The organism is Maritimibacter harenae, assembly GCF_009882975.1.
Lineage (GTDB): Bacteria > Pseudomonadota > Alphaproteobacteria > Rhodobacterales > Rhodobacteraceae > Maritimibacter > Maritimibacter harenae.
In genome coordinates, this window is record NZ_WTUX01000011.1 from 129,861 (window position 1) to 156,025 (window position 26,165).

Genomic DNA, 26,165 nt, shown 5'->3' on the forward strand with positions numbered 1-26,165 from the left:
ACGAACCCAGAGATGGGACGAGGGCGGCGGATTGAGCAGTGGCAGCAGCTCGATCCGTCGTTTTCGTTCCGGGGCCGGGATGACGGTGAAGGCAAGGGACAGATAGGAGCCGCGCGACGTGGCCGAGGTGTTCAGAAAGGGCGGGCGTCACAAGGTTGACGCGAAAGGGCGGGTCTCGATCCCGTCCGGTTTCCGTTCCGTGATCGCCCAGCGTGACCCCGAGCGCCCCGCAGGTGAAGCCCCCCGTTTCGTGATCGTCTTCGGCGACCCCCGCCGCGAATTCCTCGAGTGCTACTCGATGGACGCGATCGCGGAAGTGAACGAGAAGATTTCCAGACTCAAGCGCGGTTCGCCGCGCCGCCGCATGCTGGAGCGGGTCTACTACGACGGGTCGCAGACGATGTCGGTGGACGACACCGGCCGCATCGTGCTCCCCGCCGACCTGCGCGCCAAGATCGGCCTCGACGGCGAGGCGCAGTTCGTGGGCGCGGGCGACACGTTCCAGATCTGGCACCCCGACACCTACGGCGAAGTCGAGAAGAGCCACGAAGAGATGTTCGCGGATCTCGATCCCGACATGGATATCGCCGAACTGCTTGATATGGACGACGAAGAATGATGGCCGCTGCCGCCGCCGCAAACGCTCCGCATATCCCGGTCCTGCTGCGCCCGCTTCTGAGCGCAGTGGCCCCGGTCACGGGCACCTGGATCGACGGCACCTTCGGGGCGGGCGGCTATGCCCGCGGGCTGGTCGAGGCGGGGGCGGACAAGGTCATCGGCATCGACCGCGACCCGCTCGCACACGAAATGGCGTCAGGCTGGATCGGCGATTTCGACGGCAAGATCGACCTGCGCCTGGGCACCTTTTCCGAGATGGACGAGATCGCGGGCGCGCCGGTCGACGGCGTGGTGCTCGACCTCGGCGTCTCCTCCATGCAGCTCGACCTGGCCGAACGCGGGTTTTCCTTCACCCGCGAGGGCCCGCTCGACATGCGCATGAGCCAGGAGGGGCCGTCGGCCGCCGATCTCGTGAACGAGGCCGGCGAGGAAGAGCTGGCCGACATTCTCTACCATTACGGCGAAGAGCGCGCGGCGCGCCGCATCGCGCGCCAGATCGTGCGCACGCGGGCGGCAGAGCCGTTCAAGACAACCGCGCAACTTGCTGAAGTCATTGAGAAATGCCTGCCGCGCCCGAAGCCGGGGCAAAGCCATCCGGCGACCCGCAGCTTCCAGGCGATCCGCATCGCCGTGAACGACGAATTCGCCCAGTTGGCCGAGGGGCTGGAGGCCGCCGAGCGCGCGCTGAAGCCCTGTGGCAAGCTCGCGGTGGTGACCTTCCATTCGCTCGAGGATCGGGTGGTGAAGCGGTTCCTGCAACTGGCGGCTTCGACCGGCGGCGGCGGCTCGCGCCATGCGCCCGCGCTCGAGGCGCACGATCCGCGCTTCACCCTGACGCCCAAGCGCGCCATCGGCCCGGACGAGGACGAGCTGAAGGAGAACCCGCGCGCGCGCTCGGCGCGCCTGCGCGTCGCGACCCGCACCGATGCGCCTGCAGAGCGCACCGATCGTTCCAAACTGGGCCTTCCGGCCCCGGCATTCAGGGGGTGAGTGATGCTGAGATCGGCCCTCCAGATCCTTGCGACGCTGGCGGTGATGGCACTGGGCTATTGGGCCTACGTCGAGAACTACAAGACACAGGCGGCGCTCGATGACGTCGAGGACCTGCAACGCGACATCGCCCACATGCGCGAAAGGCTCGTCGTGCTGCGCGCCGAATGGGCCTATCTCAACCGCCCCGACCGCCTGCGCGACCTGGCCGAGCTGAATTTCGACCGCCTGGGCCTCCTGCCGCTGGCGCCCGAGCAGTTCGGCCGCGTCGACCAGGTGGCCTACCCGGAGCCGCCCGACACCCTGCCGCTTCTGCCCGAGGACGAAGGCATCGACGTGCAGGCCCGGCTCGACAACGAACTGTCCGACATCCAAGACGTGGAGACCCGGCCATGACCCGTGTGCCCCTGCGCCCGCTTGCCCGTATCCTCGAGGCCCGCGAGAAGGGGGGCGACCCGGACGCGATCGAACGCGCCAACCGCCAGCGCCGGCACGAGGATATGCGCGACACCGCGCGCCTTCGTGCCGAGGGGCGGCTCGTGGTGCTGGCCGCGATGTTCTTCTGCGCCTTCATCGTCGTGGGCGTCCGGATGGGGTCCCTGTCCACCTCGGTCCCGACCGAGCCGCGTGCCGAAGTTTCGGGCGCGGAGATCACCGCCACGCGCGCCGACATCGTCGACCGCAAGGGGCGGCTGCTGGCCACCAACCTGGTCACCCATTCGCTCTACGCCGAGCCGCGCAACATGATCGAGCCCGAGCGCGCGGCGACCGAGCTTGCGCGCATCTTTCCCGATCTCGATGCCGAGAAGCTGCGCAAGCAGTTCACCGGCAAGCGCACGTTCCTGTGGATCAAGCCGCGCATCAGCCCGGAGCAGAAGCAGGCCGTGCACGACATCGGCGAGCCCGGCCTTCTGTTCGGGCCGCGCGAGATGCGGCTCTACCCCAACGGCCCCGTCGCCTCGCATATCCTGGGCGGCGCACGCTTCGGCGAACAGGCGGTGCGCGCGGCCGAGCTCAAGGGCGTCGCGGGCATCGAGCTCTTCTTCGAGGATCGGCTGAGCGACCCGGCGCGCGCGAGCGAGCCGTTGATGCTCACCCTCGACCTTTCCGTGCAGGCCGCCGTCGAGCGGGTGCTGGCCGGCGGCATGCAGGTGATGAACGCCAAGGGCGCGACCGCGATCATGATGGACGCGCGCACCGGCGAGATCGTCTCGATGGCCTCGCTCCCCGATTTCGACCCGAATGACCGGCCCAACCCGTTGGTCAAGGGCGACCCGTCCGACAGCCCGCTCTTCAACCGCGCGGTGCAGGGGGTCTACGAGTTGGGCTCGACCTACAAGATCTTCGCCGCCGCCCAGGCGCTCGAACTGGGGCTCGTGGCCCCCGACACGATGGTCGACACGCAGGGGCCGATCCGTTGGGGCAAGTTCCGCATCCGCGACTTCCACGACTACGGACCCGAACTGTCGGTGACCGACGTGATCGTGCGCAGCTCCAACATCGGGACCGCGCGCATCGCCCAGCAGATCGGGGCCGATCGCCAGCGCGCCTTCCTCGAACGGCTCGGGCTGACGCGGCCCACCGACATCGAGCTGTCCGAGGCCTCCGGCATCAAGCCGCTCCTGCCGTCGAACTGGTCCGAGCTGTCGACGATGACGATCTCCTACGGCCACGGCATCTCAGCCAGCCCGCTGCACCTGGCGACCGCCTATGCCTCGCTCCTCAACGGTGGCACGATGGTCAAGCCGACGCTGGTGCGCACGGGGCCCGTGCAGCCGGGGCCGCGCGTGGTGCGCAAGGACACGTCGGACATCGCGCGCCAGATGCTGCGCCTCGTGGTGTCGGATGACGACGGCACGGCTTCCTTCGCCGAGGTCGAGGGCTACGCGGTGGGCGGCAAGACCGGCACCGCCGACAAGCCCAAGCCGCAGGGCGGTTACTACGACGAGAAGGTGATCGCCACCTTCGCCAGCGTCTTCCCGGCGCATGATCCGAAATACATCCTCGTCGTGACGCTCGACGAGCCCGTCGTCTCGATCCTGAACGAGGCGCGGCGCACGGCCGGCTACACCGCCGTTCCCGTCGCGGCCGAGATCATCCGCCGCACCGCCCCCCTTCTCGGGCTCCGCCCGGAGATTGAACCCGACGCGCAGATGGGTGTAACACTCACATCTAACTGAGCTTGTCCCCGGGGGGATCATGCCGACGCAGAACACGCTTTCTCTCACCGCGCTGGGCCTTCAGGCGCAGGGTGGCCGGGATGTTGAAATCACGGGACTTTCCGTCGACAGCCGCAACGTCGAGCCGGGCCACCTGTTCGCGGCCCTTCCCGGCGCGAAGATGCATGGCGCGGAATTCATCCAGTACGCGCTGCGCATGGACGCCGCCGCGATCCTCACCGATCCCGAGGGCGCGCGGATTGCCGCCGATGTGCTGGCCGAGTCGGACGCGGCCCTCGTGGTCACCCAGGATCCGCGCGCGGCCCTGGCCTTTGCCGCCGCGCTCTGGTTCGGCGTGCAACCCGAAACCATCGTCGCGGTGACCGGCACGAACGGGAAGACCTCGGTCGCCACCTTCACGCGCCAGATCTGGACCGAGCTCGGCCTGCAGGCCGCGAACCTCGGCACCACCGGGGTGGAAGGGGCCTATTCCGCACCCTCGGCCCACACGACGCCGGAGCCGATCACGCTGCACCGCCTGCTGGCCGACATGGCCGAGGCGGGCGTCACGCACGTGGCGATGGAAGCCTCGTCCCACGGGCTGGACCAGCGCCGGCTCGAGGGTGTGCACCTGGCCGCGGCGGGCTTCACAAACTTCTCGCAGGATCACCTCGACTACCACGCGAGCTTCGAGGAATACTTCAACGCCAAGGCGCGGCTCTTCAACCGCGTCCTGCCCGACGACGGGGTCGCGGTGATCAACGTCGACGATCCGCGCGGGCGCGAGATGGAAGAGATCGCGGTCGCCCGCGGGCAGGAGGTGATCTCGATCGGGCGCACCGAGGATTGCACCCTGCAACTCACCTCGCAGCGCTACCACACCACCGGCCAGCAGATCCGCTTTCTCTACAACGGTCGACCGCAGACCACGCAGCTCGACCTCATCGGCGGGTTCCAGGCGGAGAACGTGCTGGTCGCCGCCGGGCTCGCCATCGCGTCGGGGTCGACGCCGGAAGAGGTGTTCTCCACCTTCCCGTCGCTCACCACCGTGCGCGGGCGCATGCAACTGGCCGCGCGCCGTGACAACGGGGCGGCGGTCTTCGTGGATTATGCCCACACGCCCGACGCGCTGGCCACCGCGCTCGAGGCGCTGCGCCCGCACGCGATGGGCAAGCTCGTCGTCGTCTTCGGCGCCGGCGGCGACCGTGACACCGGCAAGCGCAAGCTCATGGGCAAGGCGGCCGCCGACTACGCCGACGTGGTGATCGTCACCGACGACAACCCGCGCACCGAGGACCCCGCCGCCATCCGCGCGATGGTGATGGAAGGCTGCCCCGACGCCAACGAATACGGCGACCGGGCCGAGGCGATCCTGCGCGGTGTCGACATGCTCGAGCCGGGCGACGCGCTCCTGATCGCGGGCAAGGGCCACGAGACCGGCCAGATCGTGGGCGAGGACGTGCTGCCTTTCGACGATGCCGAGCAGGCCTCGGTCGCGGTCGCAGCGCTCGAGGGCCGGTTGGCATGAGCTTGTGGACTGCCGCCGAGGCGGCCGAGGCCACTGGCGGCAACGCCAGGGGCGACTGGTCGGCCCGCGGCGTATCGATCGACACGCGCACGCTGGCCCCCGGCGACCTCTTCGTGGCGCTGAAGGCCGAGCGCGACGGTCACGATTTCGTCGCGGACGCGCTGGCCAAGGGGGCAGGGGCCGCGATGGTCTCGCGCATCCCCGAGGGTATTCCCGAAAATGCCCCGCTTCTGGTTGTCGACGACGTGCTCACAGCCCTCGAACGGCTCGGAGCCGCCGGCCGCGCGCGCACCGATGCCCGCGTGGTGGCCGTCACCGGGTCCGTCGGCAAGACGTCGACCAAGGAAATGCTCGCCACCGTGCTGGACCGGCAAGGACGCTGCCACGCGGCCGAGGCAAGTTACAACAACCACTGGGGCGTGCCGCTCACGCTGGCGCGGATGCCCCGCGACACCGAGTTCGCGGTGATCGAGATCGGCATGAACCATCCCGGCGAAATCGCCCCGCTCACCCGGCTGGCCCGCCCGCACGTGGCGCTGGTCACCACCGTCGCGGCCGTCCACCTGGAAGCGTTCGACAACGTGGCGGGCATCGCGCAGGAGAAGGCCGCGATCTACCAGGGGCTCGAGCCGGGGGGCATCGCGCTGGTGCCCGCCGGGCTCGACACGACCCCGATCCTGATGGCCGAGGCCGAGGCGCGTGCCGAACGGGTCGAAACCTTCGGCACCGAACCGGGCGACGCGATCCGGCTTGCCCATCTCGAGCTCACCGACGCGGCGACCGTGGCACGTATCGATGCCGGAGAGATGTCGCACCTGGTGCGCCTCGGCTCGCCCGGCCGCCATTTCGCGATGAACGCCGTCGCGGTTCTGGGCGCGGTGGGCGCGCTCGGCGCGGACGTCACCCTGGCCGCGCGCGACCTGTCCACCTGGGAGCCGCCCACCGGTCGCGGCACGCGCGAGACGGTCTGGCTCGACCCCGTCGAGCAGGAGCACGTGGTGCTGATCGACGACGCCTTCAACGCCAACCCGACCTCGATCGCCGCCGCGCTCGAGGTGTTGGTCGCCACGCGGCCCGACGACGGCGTGGGGCGGATTTCGCGTGGCCGGCGGGTGGCGGTGCTGGGTGACATGCTGGAACTCGGGCCGAAGGAGGTCGCCCTCCACGAAGAGCTCGCGGGGTTGTCCGCGATGGCCCAGGTCGACCTGGTCCATTGCGTGGGCCCGCTGATGAAGCACCTTTGGGACTCGCTTCCGGCCCAGAAGCAGGGCCGCTGGTCCGAAACCGCCGACGCGCTCTGCGCCGAGGCGCATCACCTGATCGATGCCGGCGACGTGCTGCTGGTGAAAGGGTCCAAGGGAAGCCGGGTTTCGCGCGTGGTTGACGCGGTCAGAAAACTGGGCCATCCGCAGGCAACCTGATTACGAGGGACGCATCCGATGCTTTATTGGCTGGCCGAATTGTCAGATGGCGGCGACATCTTCAACCTGTTTCGCTACATCACCTTCCGCGCCGGCGGCGCCTTTTTCACGGCCCTCATCTTCGGCTTCCTGTTCGGACGGCCGCTGATCAACCTGTTGAAAAACAGGCAAAGAAATGGCCAGCCGATCCGTGCCGACGGCCCCGAAGGGCACCTTCAGTCGAAGGCGGGCACGCCGACGATGGGCGGGGCGTTGATCCTGGGGGCGATCACGGTGTCGACGCTCCTGTGGGCGCGGCTCGACAACGGCTTCGTCTGGGTCGTGCTCGGCGTGACGCTGAGCTACGGGATGATCGGCTTCGCCGACGATTACAACAAGATCGCCAAGAACGACAATTACGCGGGGCTGTCCGGCAAGATGCGCCTGCTCCTCGAGGGGATCATCGCGCTCGCCGCGTCCTGGGTGCTGATGTCGCTGCACCCCGACCCGCTGAGCGGACGGCTCGCCTTCCCGGTGCTCAAGGACCTGCTTCTCAATCTCGGGCTCTTCTTCCTCCCGGTGGGGATGTTCATCATGGTGGGCGCGGCCAATGCGGTGAACCTCACCGACGGGCTCGACGGGCTCGCCATCATGCCGGTCATGATCGCCGCCGCGACGCTGGGCGTGATCGCCTATGCCGTGGGCCGGGTCGACTTCACGGAATACCTCGAAGTGCACTACGTCCCGGGCACCGGTGAGCTTCTGATCTTCGTCGCCGGGCTCGTCGGCGGGGGGCTGGGCTTCCTGTGGTACAACGCGCCGCCGGCCGCGGTCTTCATGGGCGACACCGGGTCTCTCGCCCTGGGCGGCGCGCTGGGCGCCATGGCGGTGGCGATGAAGCACGAACTGGTGCTTGGCATCGTCGGCGGGCTTTTCGTCGTGGAGGCGCTGTCGGTCATCATCCAGGTGCTCTATTTCCGGCGCACCGGCAAACGGGTGTTCCTGATGGCCCCGATCCACCACCATTTCGAGAAACGGGGCTGGGCCGAGCCGCAGATCGTGATCCGGTTCTGGATCATCTCCCTGATCCTCGCGCTGATCGGGCTCGCCACGCTGAAACTGCGCTGAACGACGCGGAAATCGCCCCGGATTCGCGCCACGAATTCGGCTTGCGGCGCCGGGGCGGGGGCCGGGGAAATCTTCGAATGATGTCACCGCGATGTCCGTGTGGGACCTCGCCGCCTCTGGCCAATCGCGACACCGCGAGATACCAATCTCGCGAACCAACATGAGGGTGCCATGATCCCGGTGCGCGGATACGAAGGCGAAAGGGTCGCCGTTCTTGGCCTGGGCCGGTCCGGGCTTGCCACGGCGCATGCGCTGGCGGCCGGCGGGGCGACGCCCCTGTGCTGGGACGACGGCGCCGAGGCGCGCGCCCGGGCCGAGGCGGCCGGGCTCACGCTCCACGATCTCACCCGGCGCGAGGCCTTCGACGGCGTCGCAGCGCTGATCACCAGCCCCGGTATCCCGCACCTCTACCCCGAGCCCAACCGCCACATCCTGCGGGCCCTGCACGCGGGCATCCCGGTCGACAACGACATCGGGCTGTTCTTCCGCTCTCTGGGCTCCGGCGAATGGGACGAGATGGACCAGCCGCCGCGCGTGATCGCCGTGACCGGCTCGAACGGCAAGTCGACCACGGCCGCGCTCATCCATCACGTGCTGGAGGCCGCCGGGCGCCCCACGCAGCTTGCCGGCAACATCGGGCGCGGGGTGCTCGACCTCGACCCGCCGCGCGACGGCGAGCTGATCGTGCTGGAGTTGTCGAGCTACCAGACCGAACTCGCCCGCGCTCTGACGCCCGACGTGGCCGTCTTCACCAACCTGACGCCCGATCATCTCGACCGGCACGGCGGGCTGGGGGGCTATTTCGCCGCCAAGCGGAGGCTCTTCGCCGAGGGTGGGCCGGACCGCGCGGTGATCGGCGTGGATGAGCCCGAGGGGCTGTTCCTCGCCGGGCAACTCGCGATGGGGCCTGGCGACGACCGGGTGATCCGCGTTTCGGTCAACGAAAAGCTCACAGGCCCCGGCTGGCTGGTCCACGCCCGCAAGGGGTTCCTGTCCGAGACGCGCAAGGGCAAGCAGGTGGGCGCGATCGACCTGCGCGCGGTCCCGGCGCTTCCGGGCACCCACAATCACCAGAACGCCTGCGCGGCCTACGCCGCCTGCCGCACGCTGGGGCTGTCTCCCAAGGTGGTCGAGCAGGGCTTCGCGAGCTTCGCGGGCCTGCCGCACCGCTCGCAGATCGTGGCCGAGGCCAATGGCGTGCGCTACGTGAACGACAGCAAGGCCACCAACGTGGACGCCGCGCTGAAGGCGCTGATGGCCTTCGACAACATCCGCTGGATCGTGGGCGGGCTTCAGAAGGAGGGCGGGCTTGCCGCGCTGGCCCCCGGGCTCGCCAACGTGACGAAAGCCTATGTCATCGGGCGCGAGGCCGAGGCGTTCGCGCGCGACCTGGGCGATGTCGAGGCCGAGGTCTGCACCGAGATGCAGGTCGCCGTGGCCGCCGCCATGTCCGAGGCCGCGCCGGGCGACACGGTGCTCCTCGCCCCGGCCGCGGCGAGCTTCGACCAGTACGACAACTTCGAGCAGCGCGGCGACGATTTCGTCGCGCGGGTCCGGGCCGCCCTTGGCGCATAGTCCCAACCGTATCGGCCTGGGCATCTCGCTCAAGATCGGCGCGGTGCTGTGCTTCACCGTCATGGGCGCGCTCATCAAGGGCACGGACGGGCGCGTGCCGACCGGCGAAATCGTCTTTTTCCGCTCGCTCTTCGCCGTGCCGATCATGATCGGCTGGCTCGCCTTCGTGGGTCAGCTCAGCGAAGGCGTGCGCACATCGCGCCCCTTCGGCCACCTGTGGCGCGGCGTGATCGGGACCACGGCGATGGGGCTGATGTTCACCGCGCTCACGCTCCTGCCGCTGCCGGAGGTGACGACGCTGCAATACGCGACGCCCCTCTTCATCACGATCCTCGCGGCGATCATCCTGGGCGAGCGGCTGAGGCTCTTTCGCCTGTCGGCGGTCGTGCTGGGGCTGATCGGCGTGCTCGTGGTGCTCTACCCTCGGCTCACGTCGCTGAATGATGCCGGGGCGACCGAGGCGCTGGGGGCGGCGATCATGATCGCCTCCGCGCTGGCCGCAGCACTTGCCCAGGTGCAGGTGCGCCGGCTGGTGGCGACGGAGCGGCCCGCGACGGTGGCGCTCTACTTCTCGTTCTCCTCGACGCTCATCTCGCTCGCCACGTTGCCCTTCGGCTGGGTGATCCCGGGCGGCCAGGACCTGGTCCTGCTCGTCGCATGCGGGCTGATCGGGGGCGCGGGGCAGGGGATGCTCTCCTCCGCCTACCGCTTTGCCCCGGCTTCGGTGGTGGCCCCCTTCGACTACGCCTCGCTCTTCTTCGCGACGGCCCTGGGCATGGCGTTCTTCGACGAGGTGCCGACGCGCACCACGCTTCTCGGCGCGGCCATCGTGATCGCCGCGGGCATCCTCATCATCTGGCGTGAGCGCCGGCTGGGCATGGACCGCGCCGCATCCAAACGGGCGCGACAAACGCCGTTTTGACCTCGTCTTCCCTGATTGCGCTGTATTCGTTTCACGATGACCCTTTTTCCGAATTTGCCGTCCCTCCTGGGACACCGCACGCGGCCCCGCCCGGTGATCGCCATCGGTTCCAGCCAGACCGAGCTCTTCGACTACATCTTCGGGGACAATCCGGAATATCACCCGCTGTGGGCCGGTGGATGGAGCGCGCGGGGGCTGAGGCGCGAGGAAAAGGGCGGATACCTGGACAAGATCACGCGGGATTTGCCGAAACGATCGACCGTATTCCTGGTCTTCGGAAGCGTTGACGCGAATTTCGTCTTCCGCCACCAGCGCCGCGCAAGGCCCTGGATTGGTGAAGAAGACATCATCGGTCCGGCGGTCGAGGGCCTACGGCAGGCGCGCCGCTTCCTTCGGAAGAAGGGGTTTCGCCACGTCCACGCCGTGTTTGCGAGTCCGGTGCCGCGTTTGCCACCCGCTTATTGGGCTGATCGATCGGCTGCACCCCAGCTTCCGGACGAGCAGCGGGCGCATCTGTATTACCGGATCGCGAAACGTGCGGCGGAGCATATGCCGGTCATCGACCTGCTCGATGACTTGAGCGATGCCCGGAGTGGCGATTACCAGTTGCGCCCGGAATACGCGCGTACTGAGCCGGACCACCACCCGGACTACATCGCGACGCAGGACATCGTCTGGGACCGCATCAAGACGCTCCCGGGGATCCTGCCGCGCCGCGACCCGCCCCATACGGCGCTTTACCCTCGCACGCCAAGCGCGATCCGGAATCTGAAAGAGGCAGGGCAGGTGCGGCCGCGCACCTGCCGCTAACTGCGCTGCGCCGTCGCATCGGCGAACGCCGATCGTTCACGGGTCAAGCCGCTTCCCAAGCCGGCTGACGGCGGCCATACTGGGCCGATTATCTAGTCCCTGCATTTCCATGCCTATTGTTTCGATTTCAGATTCATCTCCCACCACGCCACGCCCCGTGATCGCCATCGGCTCGAGCGGGGCCGAGCTCTTCGACTACATCTTCGGAGACAACCCCGACTACCATCCGGTCTGGGCTGGAGGGTGGAGCGCGCGGGGGCTTCGCCACGAGGACCATGACGGCTACCTTGCGATGGCCACGCGGACCTTGCCGCGCAATGCCACCGTGTTTCTCACCTTCGGCGGCGTGGATGCCTACTTCATCGCGCGCCATTTCCGCCGCGGATTTCGCCTCATGCGCGACGAACGCATCATCCGGCCCGCCGTGGCCGGATTGCGCAATGCGCGCCGGGTTCTGGAACAGCAGGGGTTTCGCCGGATACACGTGGTTTTCGTGGGACCTCTTCCGAAGCTGCCTGCCTCGTACTGGTCGCGGTTTTCCGATGCGCCCCAGCTTCCCGACCAGGAGATGGGACGCCTCTACCATGCCCTCGTGAAACGGACGGCGCGCCACATGCCGGTGATCGACGTGTTCGAAGAGCTGAGCGACATCGCGAACGGGGACTACACCCTGAGGCCGCAATACACGCCAGCGCGGCCCGATCACCACCCGGATTACGTAAAGGTGCAGGACATCTACTGGAACCACCTGTGCAGGCTCCCGGGTATCCTGCCGCGTCGTGATCCGCCCCATACGGCGCTCTATCCGCATGTACCCGCCGGCATCGGCAAGCTGAAAGAGGCAGGTCAGGTGCGCCCGCGCACCTGCCGGTAATCCGCGTCGGCCCGTGACGTGATCGCACCTTCTCAGGGCGAGCGTTTCGCGTTAGAGTGAGCGCAGACCCGGACAAACCGGGCGTTTTGAGGCAGTATCGGGCGGTTTCTCATGACCGAAATGGTTTATGGCGCGGCGCCGCGGCAGGCGAAGGATCCGATCCTTCCCCGCTGGTGGCGCACGATCGACAAGTGGTCGGTTTCCTGCATCCTTTTGCTCTTCGCGATCGGCATCCTCCTGGGGCTGGCGGCCTCGCCGCCGCTGGCGCAGCGCAACGGGCTCGAGCCGTTCTACTACGTGGAGCGGCAGGTCATGTTCGGGGTGGTGGCCTTCATCGCCATGTTCGCCACGACGATGATGTCGCCGGTGATGGTGCGTCGCCTTGCGGTGCTGGGCTTCATCGGCGCCTTCGTGGCGATCGCGCTTCTGCCCGCATTGGGCACGGACTTCGGCAAGGGGGCGGTGCGGTGGTATTCGCTCGGCTTCGCCTCGTTCCAGCCCTCCGAGTTCATGAAGCCCTTCTACGTGGTGATGGTCGCCTGGCTGATGGCGGCGAGCCAGGAGATCCAAGGCCCGCCGGGCAAGTCGATGTCGCTGATCCTCACGCTGGTGCTGGTGGGCTTTCTCGCCGTGCAGCCCGATTTCGGGCAATCCGCGCTGATCCTCTTCGCCTGGGGCGTGATGTATTTCCTCGCGGGCGCACCCTACATCCTGATCGTGGGGGCGGCGGCGGTGGTCGTGGCTTCGGGTTTCGCCTTCTACCAGAACTCCGAGCACTTCGCGCGCCGCATCGACGGCTTCCTGAACCCGCAGGTCGACCCCAACACGCAGCTGGGCTTCGCCACCAACGCGATCCGCGAGGGCGGGTTCTTCGGCGTCGGCGTGGGCGAGGGTCAGGTGAAGTGGTCGCTGCCCGACGCGCATACCGATTTCATCATCGCGGTCGCGGCCGAGGAATACGGCCTCATCCTCGTCCTCCTGATCATCGCGCTCTACGCAACCGTCGTCGTGCGCTCGTTCCTCCGCCTCATCAACGAGCGTGACCCGTTCATCCGGCTCGCCGGCACGGGGCTTGCGGCCATGTTCGGCGTGCAAGCGCTCATCAACATGGGCGTGGCGGTGCGCCTCTTGCCCGCCAAGGGGATGACGCTACCTTTCGTGAGCTACGGGGGCTCGTCGCTGATCGCGACCGGCATCGCGGCGGGGATGCTGATCGCGTTCACCCGCTACCGGCCCCAGGGACGGATCGAGGACTTCCTCAGAGCAAGAGGCCATTGATGACGAACGAGGCACCGCTCGCGGTGATCGCGGCGGGCGGCACCGGGGGCCACATGTTCCCGGCGCAGGCGCTTGCCGAAACCCTTCTGGCACGCGGCTGGCGCGTGAAGCTGTCGACGGATGCGCGCGGCGCGCGCTACGCGGGCGGCTTCCCGAACGCCGTCGAGATCGAACAGCGCGCCTCGGCGACCTTCGCGCGAGGCGGACCGCTGGCCAGGGCGGTGGTCCCGTTCCGGGTGCTTGGCGGCGTGATCGGTGCGACGCTTCGGATGCTGGGCGACCGGCCGAAGGCCGTGGTTGGTTTCGGCGGCTACCCGTCGATCCCGGCGCTCACGGCGGCCACGCTCCTGCGCATCCCGCGCATGATCCATGAACAGAACGGCGTGCTGGGCACGGTGAACAAGCTCTTCGCCAAGCGCGTGACCGCGCTGGCCTGCGGCACCTGGCCCACGCGGCCGATCCCGGAGGGGGTGCAGGCGCTTCACGTCGGCAATCCCGTGCGTGGTGCGGTACTCGAACGGGCCGGGGCGGCATACATCCCGCCGGGCGACTACCCGATGAACGTGCTGGTGATCGGCGGGTCGCAGGGCGCGCGTGCGCTGTCCGACAACGTGCCCCCGGCGCTCGCCGCGCTGCCCGACGGGCTGCGCCGCCACATCACGGTCGCGCACCAGGCGCGCGACGAGGATGGCGAGCGGGTGCGCGCCTTCTACGACGAACACGGTATCCGTGCCGAGGTGGAGCCGTTCTTCAGCGACGTGCCGCGCCGCATGGCCGAGGCGCAGCTGGTGATCAGCCGCTCGGGCGCCTCGTCGGTCGCGGATCTCTCGGTCGTGGGACGCCCTGCGATCCTGATCCCGTACCCCTACGCCACCGCCGACCACCAGGCCGCGAACGCGCAGGCGCTGGTCGACGCGGGCGGGGCGATCCGCATCCCGGAGCGCCAGCTGAATCCCGCCATGCTGGCCGAACACGTCGCCAGCGTGCTGGACAATCCGGACGGCGCCCTGCAGATGGCCCGCGCCAGCCTGTCGACGGGCAAGCCCGAGGCGGCGCAGACACTGGCCGACATGGTCGAGGCGCTGGCCTACGGTCACACGCTGGCCTGACGACGACACGCAAGAACAAAGGGACAGGCGATGAACGCAGCGGCGACGAAACTCCCCACCGAAATGGGGGCGATCCACTTCGTGGGGATCGGCGGCATCGGCATGTCGGGGATCGCCGAGGTGCTTCTCAACCACGGCTATCGGGTGCAGGGCTCCGACCTGAAGACCTCGCCGATCACCCAGCGGCTTGCGGGGCTGGGTGCCGAGATCTTCATCGGCCAGACGGCCGAGAACCTCGAGAGCGCGGAGGTCGTTGTGATCTCGTCCGCGATCAAGCCCGGCAACCCCGAGCTCGACGCCGCGCGCGCCCGCGGTCTGCCGGTAGTGCGCCGCGCCGAGATGCTGGCCGAGCTCATGCGGCTGAAGTCGAACATCGCCGTGGCCGGCACGCACGGCAAGACGACGACCACCACGCTGGTCGCCGAGCTTCTCGTCTCCGGCGGGATCGACCCGACCGTGATCAACGGCGGCATCATCCACGCCTACGGCTCGAACGCCCGCATGGGTCAGGGCGAATGGATGGTGGTCGAAGCCGACGAAAGCGACGGCACCTTCAACCGCCTGCCCGCGACCGTGGCGATCGTGACCAACATCGACCCCGAGCACATGGACCACTGGGGCACCGAAGAAGCGCTGCACCAGGGGTTCTACGACTTCGTGTCGAACATCCCCTTCTACGGCCTCGCGGTCTGCTGCACCGACGACCCGGACGTGCAGACGCTGGTGGGCAAGATCACCGACCGTCGCGTGATGACCTTCGGTTTCAACGCCCAGGCCGACGTGCGCGCGGTGAACCTGCACTACGACGCGGGCGTCGCGCATTTCGACATCGTGCTTCCCGACACCCGGATCGAGGGCTGCACGCTGCCCATGCCGGGCGACCACAACGTGTCCAACGCGCTGGCCGCCGTGGCGGTGGCCCGCCACCTGGGCATGAAGGGGGCCGAGATCCGCGACGCGCTCGCCGCCTTCGGGGGCGTGAACCGCCGCTTCACCCGCGTGGGGCTGTGGAACGGCGTGCCGATCATCGACGATTACGGCCACCACCCGGTCGAGATCGCGGCGGTACTCAAGGCCGCGCGCCAGGCGGTTAAGGGCCGGGTGATCGCGGTGCACCAGCCGCACCGCTACACGCGTCTGCATACGTTGTTCGAAGATTTCTGCACCTGTTTCAACGAGGCCGACGTCGTGGGCATCGCCGATGTCTATGCCGCAGGCGAGGACCCGATCCCGGGTGCGACGCGCGACGACCTGGTCGCCGGTCTCACCAACCACGGCCACCGGCACGCCCACGCGATCGGCACGCAGTCCGACCTCGTGGACCTCGTGAAGGCCGAGGCGCGGGAGGGCGACATCGTCGTCTGCCTGGGGGCCGGCACGATCTCGACCTGGGCGCGCGAGCTCGAGGAAAAACTCAACGCCTGATAGGCACACGGGTTGATCCGGGCGGCAGGGGGCATAGGTCGGTGATGGTAAAGTCACCAGTGAACCCGGAGGCCCCCATGCCCGACGCCCCCCATCTCGTCCCGACCACCATGCTCAACAACGGCGTGGCGATGCCCCGGCTGGGTCTCGGCACCTGGCCGATGACGGATGACGAGGCCGCGCGTGCCGTCGCCTCAGCCCTGAAGCTGGGCTACCGGCTGGTGGACACGGCCGAGAACTACGGCAACGAGGTCGGCGTGGGCGAGGGGATCAAGGCCTCCGGCGTGCCGCGCGACCAGCTTTTCGTCACGACGAAGTTCAACAAGGACTGGCACAGCGTGGACGGGGCGCGCAAAGCCTGCGAAGCCAGCCTGAAGCGGCTGGGGCTCGATTACATCGACCTTCTGCTCATCCACTGGCCGAACCCGGACCAGGGCACCTATGTCGAGGCTTTCGACGGCATCACCCGGCTGGTCGAGGCGGGGCTCGTGCGCGCGGCCGGCGTGTCGAACTTCAAGCCGCACCACATGGCCGACCTCCTTGAGGCGGGGTTCACCCCGGCGGTGAACCAGATCCAGCTCGATCCTTACCACCTGCGCCCTGAAGAAGTGGCGCTGCACCGGGAGCACGGCATCCTGACCGAGGCGTGGAGCCCGATCGGGCGCGGGGGCGACCTGCTGTCCGAACCGGCCATCACGGCCGCCGCCGTGGCGCACGGCAAGACACCGGCGCAGGTCGTGCTGCGCTGGCACGTGCAATCGGGCCATGTCCCGGTGCCGAAATCCTCCGACCCGACCCGGCAGGCCGAGAACCTCGATGTGTTCGATTTCGAACTCACCGCGGCCGAAATGCGGGCGCTGGACGCGCTGGATCGCCCAGATCCGGACGCGCTCGACGCCGATACTTTCGGACATTGAGCGGGGAACCCCGCCCTTGACCTCACGCCGAGAAGGGCGGACGCTGTGCGCCACATCAGGGAGGATGTCATGTTAACCGAGGCCATGCCCCGCGTGCGCGACCTGTCTCGTTACGATTTTCCCGACCTGCACGCGCTTCTCAGCCACCTGAGCGAGCATCCCGTGCCGGACGGGGCCGAGGGCGAGGCGATCCTCTACGAGATCCTCGCCATGCCGGGCACATCGCTTTTCGGGGCCGAGTGCGAGGGCAAGATCGTGTCGACCGCGATGCTGTCGATCCTGCCCAACCTGACCTGGGGCGGCCGGCCGCTTGCGCGGATCGAGAACGTCGTGACCCTGCCCGAATACCGTGGCAGGGGCTTTGCCGCCGCCGTGATGCACAGCGCCATAGAGCGCGCGAAGTCGAAGAACTGCGCGGATATTTCGCTGCTCTCGCCCAAGTCGCTGAACGCGGAAGGCTTCTACCGCAAGCTGGGCTTTCAGGACGATACGATCGGGCTGCACCTGTCCATCGGCTGACCTTGTCCGGCGCCCACCCGCGCGCCATGCTGCGCGGGAAAGGGCGATTATGGGTGAAACACTACCGAAACGGCTGGGAACCGGGCTGCTCACCGCCTACGGCGTTGGCATCATGGTGGGCGCGGGTATCTACGTGCTCGTGGGCTATGCCGCCGGTGCGGCAGGGGTCTGGGCGCCGCTCGCGTTCCTGCTGTCCGGGCTTGTCGCGTTCCCCACGGCGCTCTCCTTCGCCGAACTGAGCGCCCGCATCCCCGAGGCCGCGGGCGACAGCGCCTATGTCGAGGTCGGGCTGAACCGCCACGCCCTGGCGGTGCTGGTCGGCTTCGTCAACATCGCCGCGGGCGTGATCGGTGGTGCCGCGGTTCTGCGCGGGGGTGTCGGCTACCTCGGCGCGCTGGTGGCCGTGGACCCGGGGCTCGCCATGATCGGGCTCGGCGTGGTCCTGGCCGGCATCGCCTTGATCGGCGCGGTCGAGAGCCTCGCCTTCGTGGCGATTTTGACCGCGATCGAGGTGGGCGGGCTGCTGCTGGTCGTCTGGGCCGGGTTCAGCGCGCCGCCCAGTCCGGACTGGGTCCAGCCCGCCGAATTTCACCTCCCCGGGGTCGTGGGCGCGACGATCTTCGCCTTTTTCGCCTTCCTCGGGTTCGACGATCTCGTGAACATGGCCGAAGAGGCACGCCATCCCGCCCGGCAGATGCCGCGCGCGATCCTGTGGTCGCTGGCGATGACCGCGGGCCTCTACGCGCTGGTGTCGCTCGCTGCCGTGCGTGCCGTGCCGTTGGCCGAACTCGGCGTCTCCGAGCGCCCGCTCGTGCTCGTGTGGTCGGCCGCCACCGGCGGGGCAGGGGCGTTCCTGTCGGCCATCGCCGTGGCCGCCGCGCTCAACGGCGTGCTGGCACAGATGGTCATGTCGGCCCGCGTGCTCTTCGGGCTGGGCCGCCGCTCGCCCTGGCTCGGGCCCTTCCATCACGCGCATCCGCGTTTCGGCACGCCGGTCCTGGCCACGATCCTCGTCGCGGCGTTCACCATCGCCGCCGCTCTCGCCCTGCCGGTGGTGGTGCTGGCCGAATACACGACGCTGGCGCTGCTCGTGGTCTTCACCATCGTCAACGCCGCCCTCATCGGGGTGAAGCGCAAGCACCCCGGCGGACCGTTCCGGGTGCCTGCGCTCATGCCCTGGCTGGGCATCGTCGGGTCGCTGGGCCTGCTCGCCGCGAACCTCGTGACACTCTATGGTTGAGCGCCCAAATTCCGCCCGGTTTTGGCGGTAGACCATGTTCGGGACGCAACGACGGAAATTTCGCCATGCCTACTTCTCTGATCGTCGGCTGCATCTGGGTGCTGGCCGCTTCGCTCATCGCCTTCCTGCCGATCCGCAAGCAGATCGTGCCGGGTACGATCCTGGGCCTGTCGGCCTTCGCGCTCCTGGGCTGGATCGGCTACCAGAACGGCTGGATCTGGACGGCCGTGGGCGTCTTTGCCTTCGTATCGCTGTTTCGCAACGGCTTCCGCGCGATCCCGATGATGATCCGGGGCGAGAAGCTCGACATTCCCGAGCACTGAGCCGCCGCCGCGCGCGGCGCACCTTGCGAAGACCGGCCCCCCGGTCTACCCCGTCTGCATGACGATCACGCTTCCCCCGGTGCGCGGCACCCTGACCGAGAACAAGGAGCTGTCGGGCCTCACGTGGATGCGCGTGGGCGGACCGGCCGACTGGCTGTTCCTGCCCGCCGATGTCGAGGACCTCGCGGATTTCCTGCGCGACCTGGACCCCTCCGTGCCCGTGTTTCCGATGGGCGTGGGGTCCAACCTCATCGTGCGGGACGGGGGCATCCGGGGCGTGGTCATCCGGTTGGGACGCGGCTTCAACAGCATCCGGATCGAGGGCACCACCGTCACGGCGGGCGCTGCCGCGCTCGATGCGCACGTGGCGCGCAAGGCGGCGGCCGAGGGCGTCGACCTGACCTTCCTGCGCACGATCCCGGGCGCCATCGGCGGCGCGCTGCGGATGAACGCGGGATGTTACGGCAGCTACGTGGCCGACGTGTTCCGCGAGGCCCGGGCGGTGACGCGGGCAGGGGAGGTGATCACGCTTGGCCCCGAGGACATGAACTTCCGCTACCGCCAGAGCGACGTGCCGGACGGCTGCGTGTTGATGGAGGCGGTGTTCGAGGGCACGCCCGGCGATCCCGACGCGCTCGCCGCGCAGATGGAGGCCCAGCTCGCCAAGCGCGACGAAACCCAGCCCACCAAGGACCGCACGGCGGGCTCGACCTTCCGCAACCCGGCCGGGTTCTCCTCGACCGGGCGGGCCGACGACAGCCACGAGCTCAAGGCCTGGAAGGTGATCGACGACGCCGGAATGCGCGGGGCCACGGTGGGGGCGGCGCAGATGAATCCCAAGCACTCGAATTTCCTGACCAATACCGGGGGCGCCACCGCCCGCGACCTCGAAACACTCGGCGAAGAGGTTCGGAAAAAGGTTTACGAAACCAGTGGCCTGACGCTAGAATGGGAAATCATGCGCGTGGGTGAACCCGCGCCGGAATAACCACGCGAAACAATCGCGAAAAATCAACGATCACGGCCGCAAACGGCCGGGCACGAGAGGCAGATTTTGGGCAATGCGAGCAGGCATGTCCCCAAGGTCGCGGTACTGATGGGTGGACCTTCCGCTGAACGGGAGGTTTCGCTTGTCTCAGGGCGTGAATGTGCCGCCGCACTGCGGGGTGAAGGGTACGAGGTGGTCGAGCTGGACGCGGGCCTCGACCTTGCCGCACGCCTGACCGAGATTTCCCCCGACATCGTCTTCAACGCGCTCCACGGCCGCTGGGGCGAGGATGGCTGCGTGCAGGGGCTCCTGGAATGGATGCGTCTGCCCTACACCCATTCCGGCGTGCTGGCCTCCGCGCTCGCGATGGACAAGGAGCGCGCGAAAGAAGCGTTCCGCGTCGCGGGCCTGCCGGTCGCCGAGAGCCTGCTGGCCGACAGGGCAGAGATCGAGGCACGCCACGCCATGGCGCCGCCCTACGTGGTGAAGCCCTTCAACGAGGGGTCTTCGGTCGGCGTCTACATCGTCGCCGAAGGCGCCAACACGCCGCCGAAGCTTGCCGACGACCTGCCCGACACGCTGATGGTCGAGGCCTACGTGCCCGGCCGCGAGCTCACCACGACCGTGATGGGCGACCGCGCGCTGGGCGTGACCGAGATCATCGCGGACGGCTGGTACGACTACGACGCGAAGTATGCCGAGGGCGGCTCGCGCCACGAGGTGCCCGCGAACATCCCCGCCGAGATCACCGAGGCCTGCCTCGACATCGCGCGCCGGGCGCATGACGCGTTGGGCTGCCGGGGCGTTTCGCGGTCGGATTTCCGCTGGGACGACAGCAAGGGCCTCGATGGCCTGATCCTGCTCGAGCAGAACACCCAGCCGGGCATGACGCCCACGTCGCTCGTCCCCGAACAGGCGGCGCTTCAAGGCATCGAGTTCGGCGCGCTGTGTCGCTGGATGGTGGAGGACGCCTCGTGCAATCGTTGAACGCCAGCCGCACCCCCCGCCGCGATCCGGCCCCCTCACGTTGGGCCTACCGCGTCCACCGGATGTGGCTGACGCCGTTCTACCGGGCCATGCTGCGCGTCGGCCTGCCGGTCTTCGTGCTCCTGTTCGTGGCGGGCTGGTACATCTCCAACCCGACCAACCGCTACGCGATCGTCGAGAAGGTGGGCGAGATCCGCCGCTCGATCGAGACGCGCCCCGAGTTCACCGTGAAGCTGATGGCGATCGAGGGGGCCTCGCCGGTCGTCGACCGCGCGATCCGCGACATGGTGCCGGTCGAATTCCCCGCTTCGTCCTTCGATCTCGACCTCGAGGCGATCAAGGCCGAGATCGCGGCGCTCGACGTGACCGAAAGCGTGTCGCTGCGCATCCGTCCCGGCGGCGTGATGGAAGTGACGATCACCGAGCGCGAGCCGGTCGTCCTGTGGCGCCGGGCCGGGGGCATCGACCTGCTGGATGACACCGGGCACCGCGTCGCCTCGCTCAAGGCGCGTGCCGACCGGGCCGACCTGCCGCTCATCGTGGGCGAGGGCGCCTCCGACGCCGTCACCCAGGCACTGGCGCTGATCGATGCGGCCGGTCCCGTCGCGCCGCGCCTGCGCGGGCTCGTGCGCGTCGGCGAACGGCGCTGGGACCTGGTGCTCGACCGCGACCAGCGCATCATGCTGCCCGAAACCGCGCCCGTCGCCGCGCTCGAGCAGGTGCTCGCGCTCGACGAGGCGCAGGACCTTCTGGCGCGCGACCTCACCCATATCGACATGCGCAACCCCGCGCGCCCCACGCTGCGCATGACCGAACCCGCGGTCACCGAGCTGAGGCGCATCCGGAGCTATGAGAGCGGAGATACACAATGACGGAGCTCTACGAACAGCAACGCGCCATGCGCGCCATGCGGAAGGCGGCCATGCAACGTGGCGTGATCGCGGTGCTCGACATCGGCACGTCGAAGATCGGCTGCCTGGTGCTGCGCTTCGACGGGGTCGACCGCAGCATGGCGAACGACGGGGTCGGCTCGCTTGCGGGGCAGTCCGGGTTCCGGGTGATCGGCGCGGCCACGACACGTTCGCGCGGCGTGCGCTTCGGCGAGATCGACGCGATGCAGGAAACCGAACGTGCGATCCGGACTGCGATCCAGGCGGCGCAGAAGATGGCGAACATCCGTGTGGATCACGTGATCGCCACCTTCTCCGGCGCCTCTCCGCGCAGCTACGGCGTGGCGGGTGAGGTCGAGGTAGCGGGCTCCGCCGTGACCGAGGACGACATCGCGCGCGTCATGGCGTCGTGCGACGTGCCCGACTACGGCGAGGGGCGCGAGGTGCTGCACGCCCAGCCGGTGAACTTCGCGCTCGACCACCGCTCGGGCCTGTCCGACCCGCGCGGCCAGACCGGCAAACGGCTCGCGGTGGACATGCACCTTCTGACCGTGGACGCGGCGACGATCCGCAACGTCGCCTATTGCATCAAGCGCTGCGACCTCGAGCTCGCGGGGCTCGCTTCGTCCTCCTACACCGCGGCGCTCGCCAGCCTCGTCGAGGACGAGCAGGAGCTGGGGGCGGCCTGCATCGACATGGGCGGCGGCGCGACCGGCGTGTCGATCTTCATGAAGAAGCACATGATCTTCGCCGATACAGTGCGGCTGGGCGGCGATCACGTCACCTCGGACATCTCCAAGGGGCTCCAGATCCCGATGGCCACCGCCGAACGGATCAAGACCTTCTACGGCGGCATCCTCGCCACCGGCATGGACGACCGCGAGATGATCGAGATCGGGGGCGACACCGGCGACTGGGAACACGACCGGCGCACCGTGAGCCGGTCCGAGCTCATCGGCATCATGCGCCCGCGCGTCGAGGAGATCCTCGAGGAGGTGCGCAAGGTGCTGGACGCGGCCGGGTTCGACCACCTGCCGAGCCAGCAGATCGTGCTTACGGGCGGCGCCAGCCAGATCCCGGGCATCGACAGCCTCGCGCCTCGCATCCTGGGCCAGCAGGTGCGCATCGGGCGCCCCCTGCGCGTCCAGGGGCTCCCGCAGGCGGCGACGGGGGCGGCGTTCGCCAGCGCCGTGGGGCTGTGCCTCTTCGCGGCCTCTCCGCAGGACGAATGGTGGGATTTCGACATCCCCGCCGCGACCTACCCGGCGCGCAGCCTGCGCCGCGCGGTGAAGTGGTTCCGCGACAACTGGTAGGCGCGCGCCGGGCCGCGCAAGCGTAGAACCGCCGGGGGCGCGAAAAGCGCTTGAAAGCGGCGGCCACAGGTGGTGCAGTCGGATCGCGGTGGGACGCGGACCGGCATGGCTTTCGTGTGTGAAAACACAAGATATGCCCATCTACGCCAAATCTCGCCGTCGAAAGCCCGGTAATCCACCGGATTTAGGGGCTTTTTCGTGTTTTTTGCGTGACCTGCGCCCGTGTAACGGTTAAGCTGAGGGGAAATAGGCAGACAACCGGCGAAGATCGGGACAATGCCAGGGATTACTGGCACCACGGAGACGGGTCAAAGGACGACAAGTCAAAAGGACAGGCGGAAAGATCATGACATTGAACCTCACCATGCCGGGTCAGGATGACCTCAAACCCCGCATCACCGTGTTTGGCGTCGGTGGCGCTGGCGGCAATGCGGTCAACAACATGATCGACAAGGCGCTCGAGGGCGTCGAATTCGTCGTGGCGAACACCGATGCGCAGGCGCTGGCGCAGTCCAAGTCGCAGGCGCGCATCCAGATGGGCGTCAAGGTGACCGAGGGGCTCGGCGCCGGGGCGCGGGCTTCGGTCGGTGCGGCCGCGGCCGAGGAGTCGATCGAACAGATCGTCGATCACCTGGCCGGGGCGCACATGTGCTTCATCACCGCCGGGATGGGCGGCGGCACCGGGACCGGGGCCGCGCCGATCATCGCGCAGGCCGCCCGTGAACTGGGCGTGCTGACCGTGGGCGTCGTGACCAAGCCCTTCCAGTTCGAGGGCGCCAAGCGCATGCGGCAGGCCGACGAGGGCGTCGACGCGCTGCAGAAGATGGTCGACACGCTGATCGTCATCCCGAACCAGAACCTGTTCCGTCTCGCCAACGAGAAGACGACCTTCACCGAGGCGTTCTCGATGGCCGACGACGTGCTCTACCAGGGCGTCAAGGGCATCTCGGACCTGATGGTGCGCCCGGGTCTCATCAACCTCGACTTCGCCGACGTGCGCTCGGTCATGGACGAGATGGGCAAGGCGATGATGGGCACCGGCGAGGCCGAGGGCGACGATCGCGCGATCCAGGCGGCCGAGAAGGCCATAGCGAACCCGCTTCTGGACGAGATCAGCCTCAAGGGTGCCCGGGGCGTTCTCATCAACATCACCGGCGGCTACGACCTCACGCTCTTCGAGCTGGACGAGGCCGCGAACCGGATCCGCGAAGAGGTGGACCCGGACGCGAACATCATCGTCGGTTCGACGCTGGACACAGACATCGACGGTTCCATGCGCGTCTCCGTCGTGGCCACGGGCATCGACGCGACCGAGGCGCATCTCGACGTGCCGCTGCCGCGCCGCAAGCTCTCCGAACCGCTGCATTCGCCGGAAGAGGTCGAGCAGTCGGTCGGCCACCAGCACGGCGCGCCGACCTTCTCGCCGGCGAGCGAGCCGGTCGCGCAGCAGAGCTACGACACCGAGCCGCCGGCCGAGCCGCAGCACTACGCGCAGCCCGAGCAGCAGGAACCGCAGGCGTCCTTCTTCGACCAGGAAGAGCGCCCCGAAGGCTCCTACGACCAGGGCTTCCCGGCCGAAGAGGCGGGTGACGATGTGCCGGCCCCGGTGTTCCAGTCGGCCCCGCGCCAGGAACCGCAGTATCAGCAGCCGCAGCACCAGCAGCAGCCGGAAGCCGCCCCCGTTGCGCAGTTCGTGGCCCCCAAGGCCCCGCAACCCGGCCAGCCTTCGCCCGAAGCGATGGCCCGGCTCGAAGCCGCTGTCGGCCGTTCGCGCGCCGAGCAGCCGCGCCAGGCCGAGCCGCAGCAGGGCGGCGGCGAACGTCCCCGTTTCGGGATCAATTCGCTGATCAACCGGATGACCGGGCAGGGTTCCGAACAGGCCCAGGCCGAGCCGCGCCGTGAGCCGCAGCCGCGCCCGCAGACCCAGGAAGAGCCGCAGAACGACCCGGACCAGGAGCGCGTGGAAATTCCCGCCTTCCTGCGCCGCCAGGCGAACTGATCCAGACATACCTCGCGAAAGGGCCGGCCTTCGGGTCGGCCTTTTTCGTGGGGCGACAGCATCTTGCAGGGGCCTCTTCACGCATCACGTGAAGGGGCCACAATATCTGGACGGCCTGTGGATAACTTTGACCACATCGGGTGTTTTTCGGCGCCAAGGCCATTTTGCCCGGAAAATTTATGTGCTAGGAAAAATCCCAACGCAGTCCGGGTGCATTACGGACCCGGTGAATCACTTGCGATGGGGTAGGCGCGGGACATGGTTGATCAGCGGCGCGACACGATGAGGGCCAGGGCCCTGAAGGGGGCGGCGACGCTGGCACTGGTGGCAGCCCTTTCCGGTTGCTCCGGCGGCGGTCTTGGCGGTGTCGGGGACTGGTTCGGCGGACTCTTCGACGGCGACGGTCGCGAATCCAAGCCGATCGAGGATTACACGGCCGAACAGATCTTCACCCGCGCGGAATACGATCTCGAGAACGGGGATTACGAGGACGCTGCCGAGTATTTCGGCGAGGTCGAGCGCGTGTATCCCTACACCGAACTCGCCAAGCGCGCGCTGGTGATGCAGGCCTATGCCTACCACAAGGCCGCGGATTACGAGATGGCGCGCGCCTCGGCCCAGCGGTTCATCGATTTCTACCCGGGCGACGAAGACGCGGCTTACGCGACCTATCTCCTGGCGCTGAGCTATTACGACCAGATCGAGGACGTGGGCCGCGACCAGGGCCTGACCTACCAGGCGCTCCAGGCGCTGCGCGACGTGATCGAACGCTACCCGGAAACGGAATACGCGCGCTCCGCGATCCTGAAATTCGACCTGGCCTACGACCATCTTGCCGCGAAAGAGATGGAGATCGGGCGGTACTACCTGAAGCGGCAGCACTATGCCGCCGGGATCAACCGTTTCCGCGTCGTCGTCGAGGAATTCCAGACCACGACGCAGACGCCCGAGGCGCTTCATCGCCTGGTCGAGAGCTACCTGCTGCTCGGCCTGACGGAAGAGGCGCAGACCGCCGGTGCCATTCTTGGTCACAACTTCCAGTCCACCCCTTGGTACGAGGACAGCTACGCGCTCCTGACCAAGAACGGGCTGAAGCCCGAGGCCAAGGGCAACAACTGGCTCTCCGCGATCTACCGGCAGATGATCAAGGGCGAGTGGCTCTGACCCCACGCC

At 68.2% G+C, this 26,165-nt stretch carries 23 protein-coding genes and 1 pseudogene; all 24 read left to right on the forward strand.

What is annotated here, in order from left to right; all coding sequences use genetic code 11:
* Positions 1 to 118 precede the first annotated feature (118 nt).
* The 24 genes and pseudogenes from mraZ (at position 119) to GQE99_RS07430 (ending at position 26,156) form a co-directional block, all read left to right on the forward strand.
* Entirely contained in the window at positions 119 to 619 is a 501-nt protein-coding gene (mraZ, locus tag GQE99_RS07315) for a division/cell wall cluster transcriptional repressor MraZ (RefSeq protein ID WP_161350951.1), read from the forward strand.
* Entirely contained in the window at positions 619 to 1,608 is a 990-nt protein-coding gene (gene rsmH / locus GQE99_RS07320) for a 16S rRNA (cytosine(1402)-N(4))-methyltransferase RsmH (RefSeq protein WP_235917174.1), read from the forward strand. The genes mraZ and rsmH overlap by 1 nt, the downstream gene beginning before the upstream one ends.
* Positions 1,609 to 1,614: 6 nt before the next feature.
* A complete protein-coding gene (gene ftsL / locus GQE99_RS07325; protein WP_161351496.1) occupies positions 1,615 to 2,004 on the forward strand; it encodes a cell division protein FtsL in 390 nt (129 codons plus the stop codon).
* Entirely contained in the window at positions 2,001 to 3,788 is a 1,788-nt protein-coding gene (locus tag GQE99_RS07330) for a peptidoglycan D,D-transpeptidase FtsI family protein (RefSeq protein WP_161350953.1), read from the forward strand. Before ftsL ends, GQE99_RS07330 begins: the two co-directional genes overlap by 4 nt.
* A 19-nt stretch (positions 3,789 to 3,807) precedes the next feature.
* The gene (locus GQE99_RS07335; RefSeq protein ID WP_161350954.1) at positions 3,808 to 5,295 is read left to right on the forward strand and encodes a UDP-N-acetylmuramoyl-L-alanyl-D-glutamate--2,6-diaminopimelate ligase; all 1,488 of its coding nucleotides are present in this window, start codon (positions 3,808 to 3,810) and stop codon (positions 5,293 to 5,295) included.
* Positions 5,292 to 6,716 (forward strand): UDP-N-acetylmuramoyl-tripeptide--D-alanyl-D-alanine ligase, encoded by a 1,425-nt coding sequence (locus GQE99_RS07340; protein WP_161350955.1) that lies wholly within the window; start codon positions 5,292 to 5,294, stop codon positions 6,714 to 6,716. Before GQE99_RS07335 ends, GQE99_RS07340 begins: the two co-directional genes overlap by 4 nt.
* 18 nt (positions 6,717 to 6,734) lie before the next feature.
* Positions 6,735 to 7,823, forward strand: a complete 1,089-nt coding sequence (mraY, locus tag GQE99_RS07345; RefSeq protein WP_161350956.1) for a phospho-N-acetylmuramoyl-pentapeptide-transferase — start codon at positions 6,735 to 6,737, stop codon at positions 7,821 to 7,823.
* Between the two features lie 171 nt (positions 7,824 to 7,994).
* On the forward strand, positions 7,995 to 9,398 hold the full coding sequence (gene murD, locus GQE99_RS07350; protein WP_161350957.1) for a UDP-N-acetylmuramoyl-L-alanine--D-glutamate ligase: 1,404 nt from the start codon (positions 7,995 to 7,997) through the stop codon (positions 9,396 to 9,398).
* Positions 9,388 to 10,320: a DMT family transporter gene (locus tag GQE99_RS07355; protein ID WP_268892730.1), complete on the forward strand. Its 933-nt coding sequence runs from the start codon at positions 9,388 to 9,390 to the stop codon at positions 10,318 to 10,320. Before murD ends, GQE99_RS07355 begins: the two co-directional genes overlap by 11 nt.
* Before the next feature lie 36 nt (positions 10,321 to 10,356).
* Positions 10,357 to 11,130, forward strand: a complete 774-nt coding sequence (locus tag GQE99_RS07360; protein WP_161350958.1) for a hypothetical protein — start codon at positions 10,357 to 10,359, stop codon at positions 11,128 to 11,130.
* 157 nt (positions 11,131 to 11,287) lie between these two features.
* Positions 11,288 to 12,004, forward strand: a complete 717-nt coding sequence (locus GQE99_RS07365; protein WP_161350959.1) for a hypothetical protein — start codon at positions 11,288 to 11,290, stop codon at positions 12,002 to 12,004.
* Positions 12,005 to 12,115: 111 nt separating this feature from the next.
* A complete protein-coding gene (gene ftsW / locus GQE99_RS07370) occupies positions 12,116 to 13,282 on the forward strand; it encodes a putative lipid II flippase FtsW (RefSeq protein ID WP_161350960.1) in 1,167 nt (388 codons plus the stop codon).
* A complete protein-coding gene (locus tag GQE99_RS07375) occupies positions 13,282 to 14,391 on the forward strand; it encodes a UDP-N-acetylglucosamine--N-acetylmuramyl-(pentapeptide) pyrophosphoryl-undecaprenol N-acetylglucosamine transferase (RefSeq protein WP_161350961.1) in 1,110 nt (369 codons plus the stop codon). The genes ftsW and GQE99_RS07375 overlap by 1 nt, the downstream gene beginning before the upstream one ends.
* A 30-nt stretch (positions 14,392 to 14,421) precedes the next feature.
* Positions 14,422 to 15,816: a UDP-N-acetylmuramate--L-alanine ligase gene (murC, locus tag GQE99_RS07380; protein WP_161350962.1), complete on the forward strand. Its 1,395-nt coding sequence runs from the start codon at positions 14,422 to 14,424 to the stop codon at positions 15,814 to 15,816.
* Between the two features lie 98 nt (positions 15,817 to 15,914).
* Positions 15,915 to 16,733 (forward strand): annotated as a pseudogene (locus GQE99_RS07385) (aldo/keto reductase); the annotation flags it as partial.
* 69 nt (positions 16,734 to 16,802) lie between these two features.
* Positions 16,803 to 17,252 carry a GNAT family N-acetyltransferase gene (locus GQE99_RS07390; protein ID WP_161350964.1) on the forward strand — a complete coding sequence of 150 codons (450 nt, stop codon included), beginning with the start codon at positions 16,803 to 16,805 and terminating at the stop codon, positions 17,250 to 17,252.
* Positions 17,253 to 17,301: 49 nt separating this feature from the next.
* Positions 17,302 to 18,492 carry an APC family permease gene (locus tag GQE99_RS07395; protein WP_161350965.1) on the forward strand — a complete coding sequence of 397 codons (1,191 nt, stop codon included), beginning with the start codon at positions 17,302 to 17,304 and terminating at the stop codon, positions 18,490 to 18,492.
* Between the two features lie 65 nt (positions 18,493 to 18,557).
* Complete coding sequence (locus GQE99_RS07400; RefSeq protein ID WP_161350966.1) at positions 18,558 to 18,815, forward strand: DUF2484 family protein; 258 nt, start codon at positions 18,558 to 18,560, stop codon at positions 18,813 to 18,815.
* 58 nt (positions 18,816 to 18,873) lie between these two features.
* Positions 18,874 to 19,803: a UDP-N-acetylmuramate dehydrogenase gene (murB, locus tag GQE99_RS07405; RefSeq protein ID WP_161350967.1), complete on the forward strand. Its 930-nt coding sequence runs from the start codon at positions 18,874 to 18,876 to the stop codon at positions 19,801 to 19,803.
* A 108-nt stretch (positions 19,804 to 19,911) separates the two neighbouring features.
* Positions 19,912 to 20,790 (forward strand): D-alanine--D-alanine ligase, encoded by an 879-nt coding sequence (locus GQE99_RS07410; RefSeq protein WP_235917155.1) that lies wholly within the window; start codon positions 19,912 to 19,914, stop codon positions 20,788 to 20,790.
* Complete coding sequence (locus GQE99_RS07415) at positions 20,778 to 21,662, forward strand: cell division protein FtsQ/DivIB (protein WP_161350969.1); 885 nt, start codon at positions 20,778 to 20,780, stop codon at positions 21,660 to 21,662. The genes GQE99_RS07410 and GQE99_RS07415 overlap by 13 nt, the downstream gene beginning before the upstream one ends.
* The gene (gene ftsA, locus GQE99_RS07420) at positions 21,659 to 22,993 is read left to right on the forward strand and encodes a cell division protein FtsA (protein ID WP_161350970.1); all 1,335 of its coding nucleotides are present in this window, start codon (positions 21,659 to 21,661) and stop codon (positions 22,991 to 22,993) included. Before GQE99_RS07415 ends, ftsA begins: the two co-directional genes overlap by 4 nt.
* Before the next feature lie 346 nt (positions 22,994 to 23,339).
* On the forward strand, positions 23,340 to 24,992 hold the full coding sequence (gene ftsZ / locus GQE99_RS07425; RefSeq protein WP_161350971.1) for a cell division protein FtsZ: 1,653 nt from the start codon (positions 23,340 to 23,342) through the stop codon (positions 24,990 to 24,992).
* Between the two features lie 258 nt (positions 24,993 to 25,250).
* Positions 25,251 to 26,156 carry an outer membrane protein assembly factor BamD gene (locus GQE99_RS07430; protein WP_202530612.1) on the forward strand — a complete coding sequence of 302 codons (906 nt, stop codon included), beginning with the start codon at positions 25,251 to 25,253 and terminating at the stop codon, positions 26,154 to 26,156.
* The last annotated feature ends 9 nt before the right edge of the window (positions 26,157 to 26,165 follow it).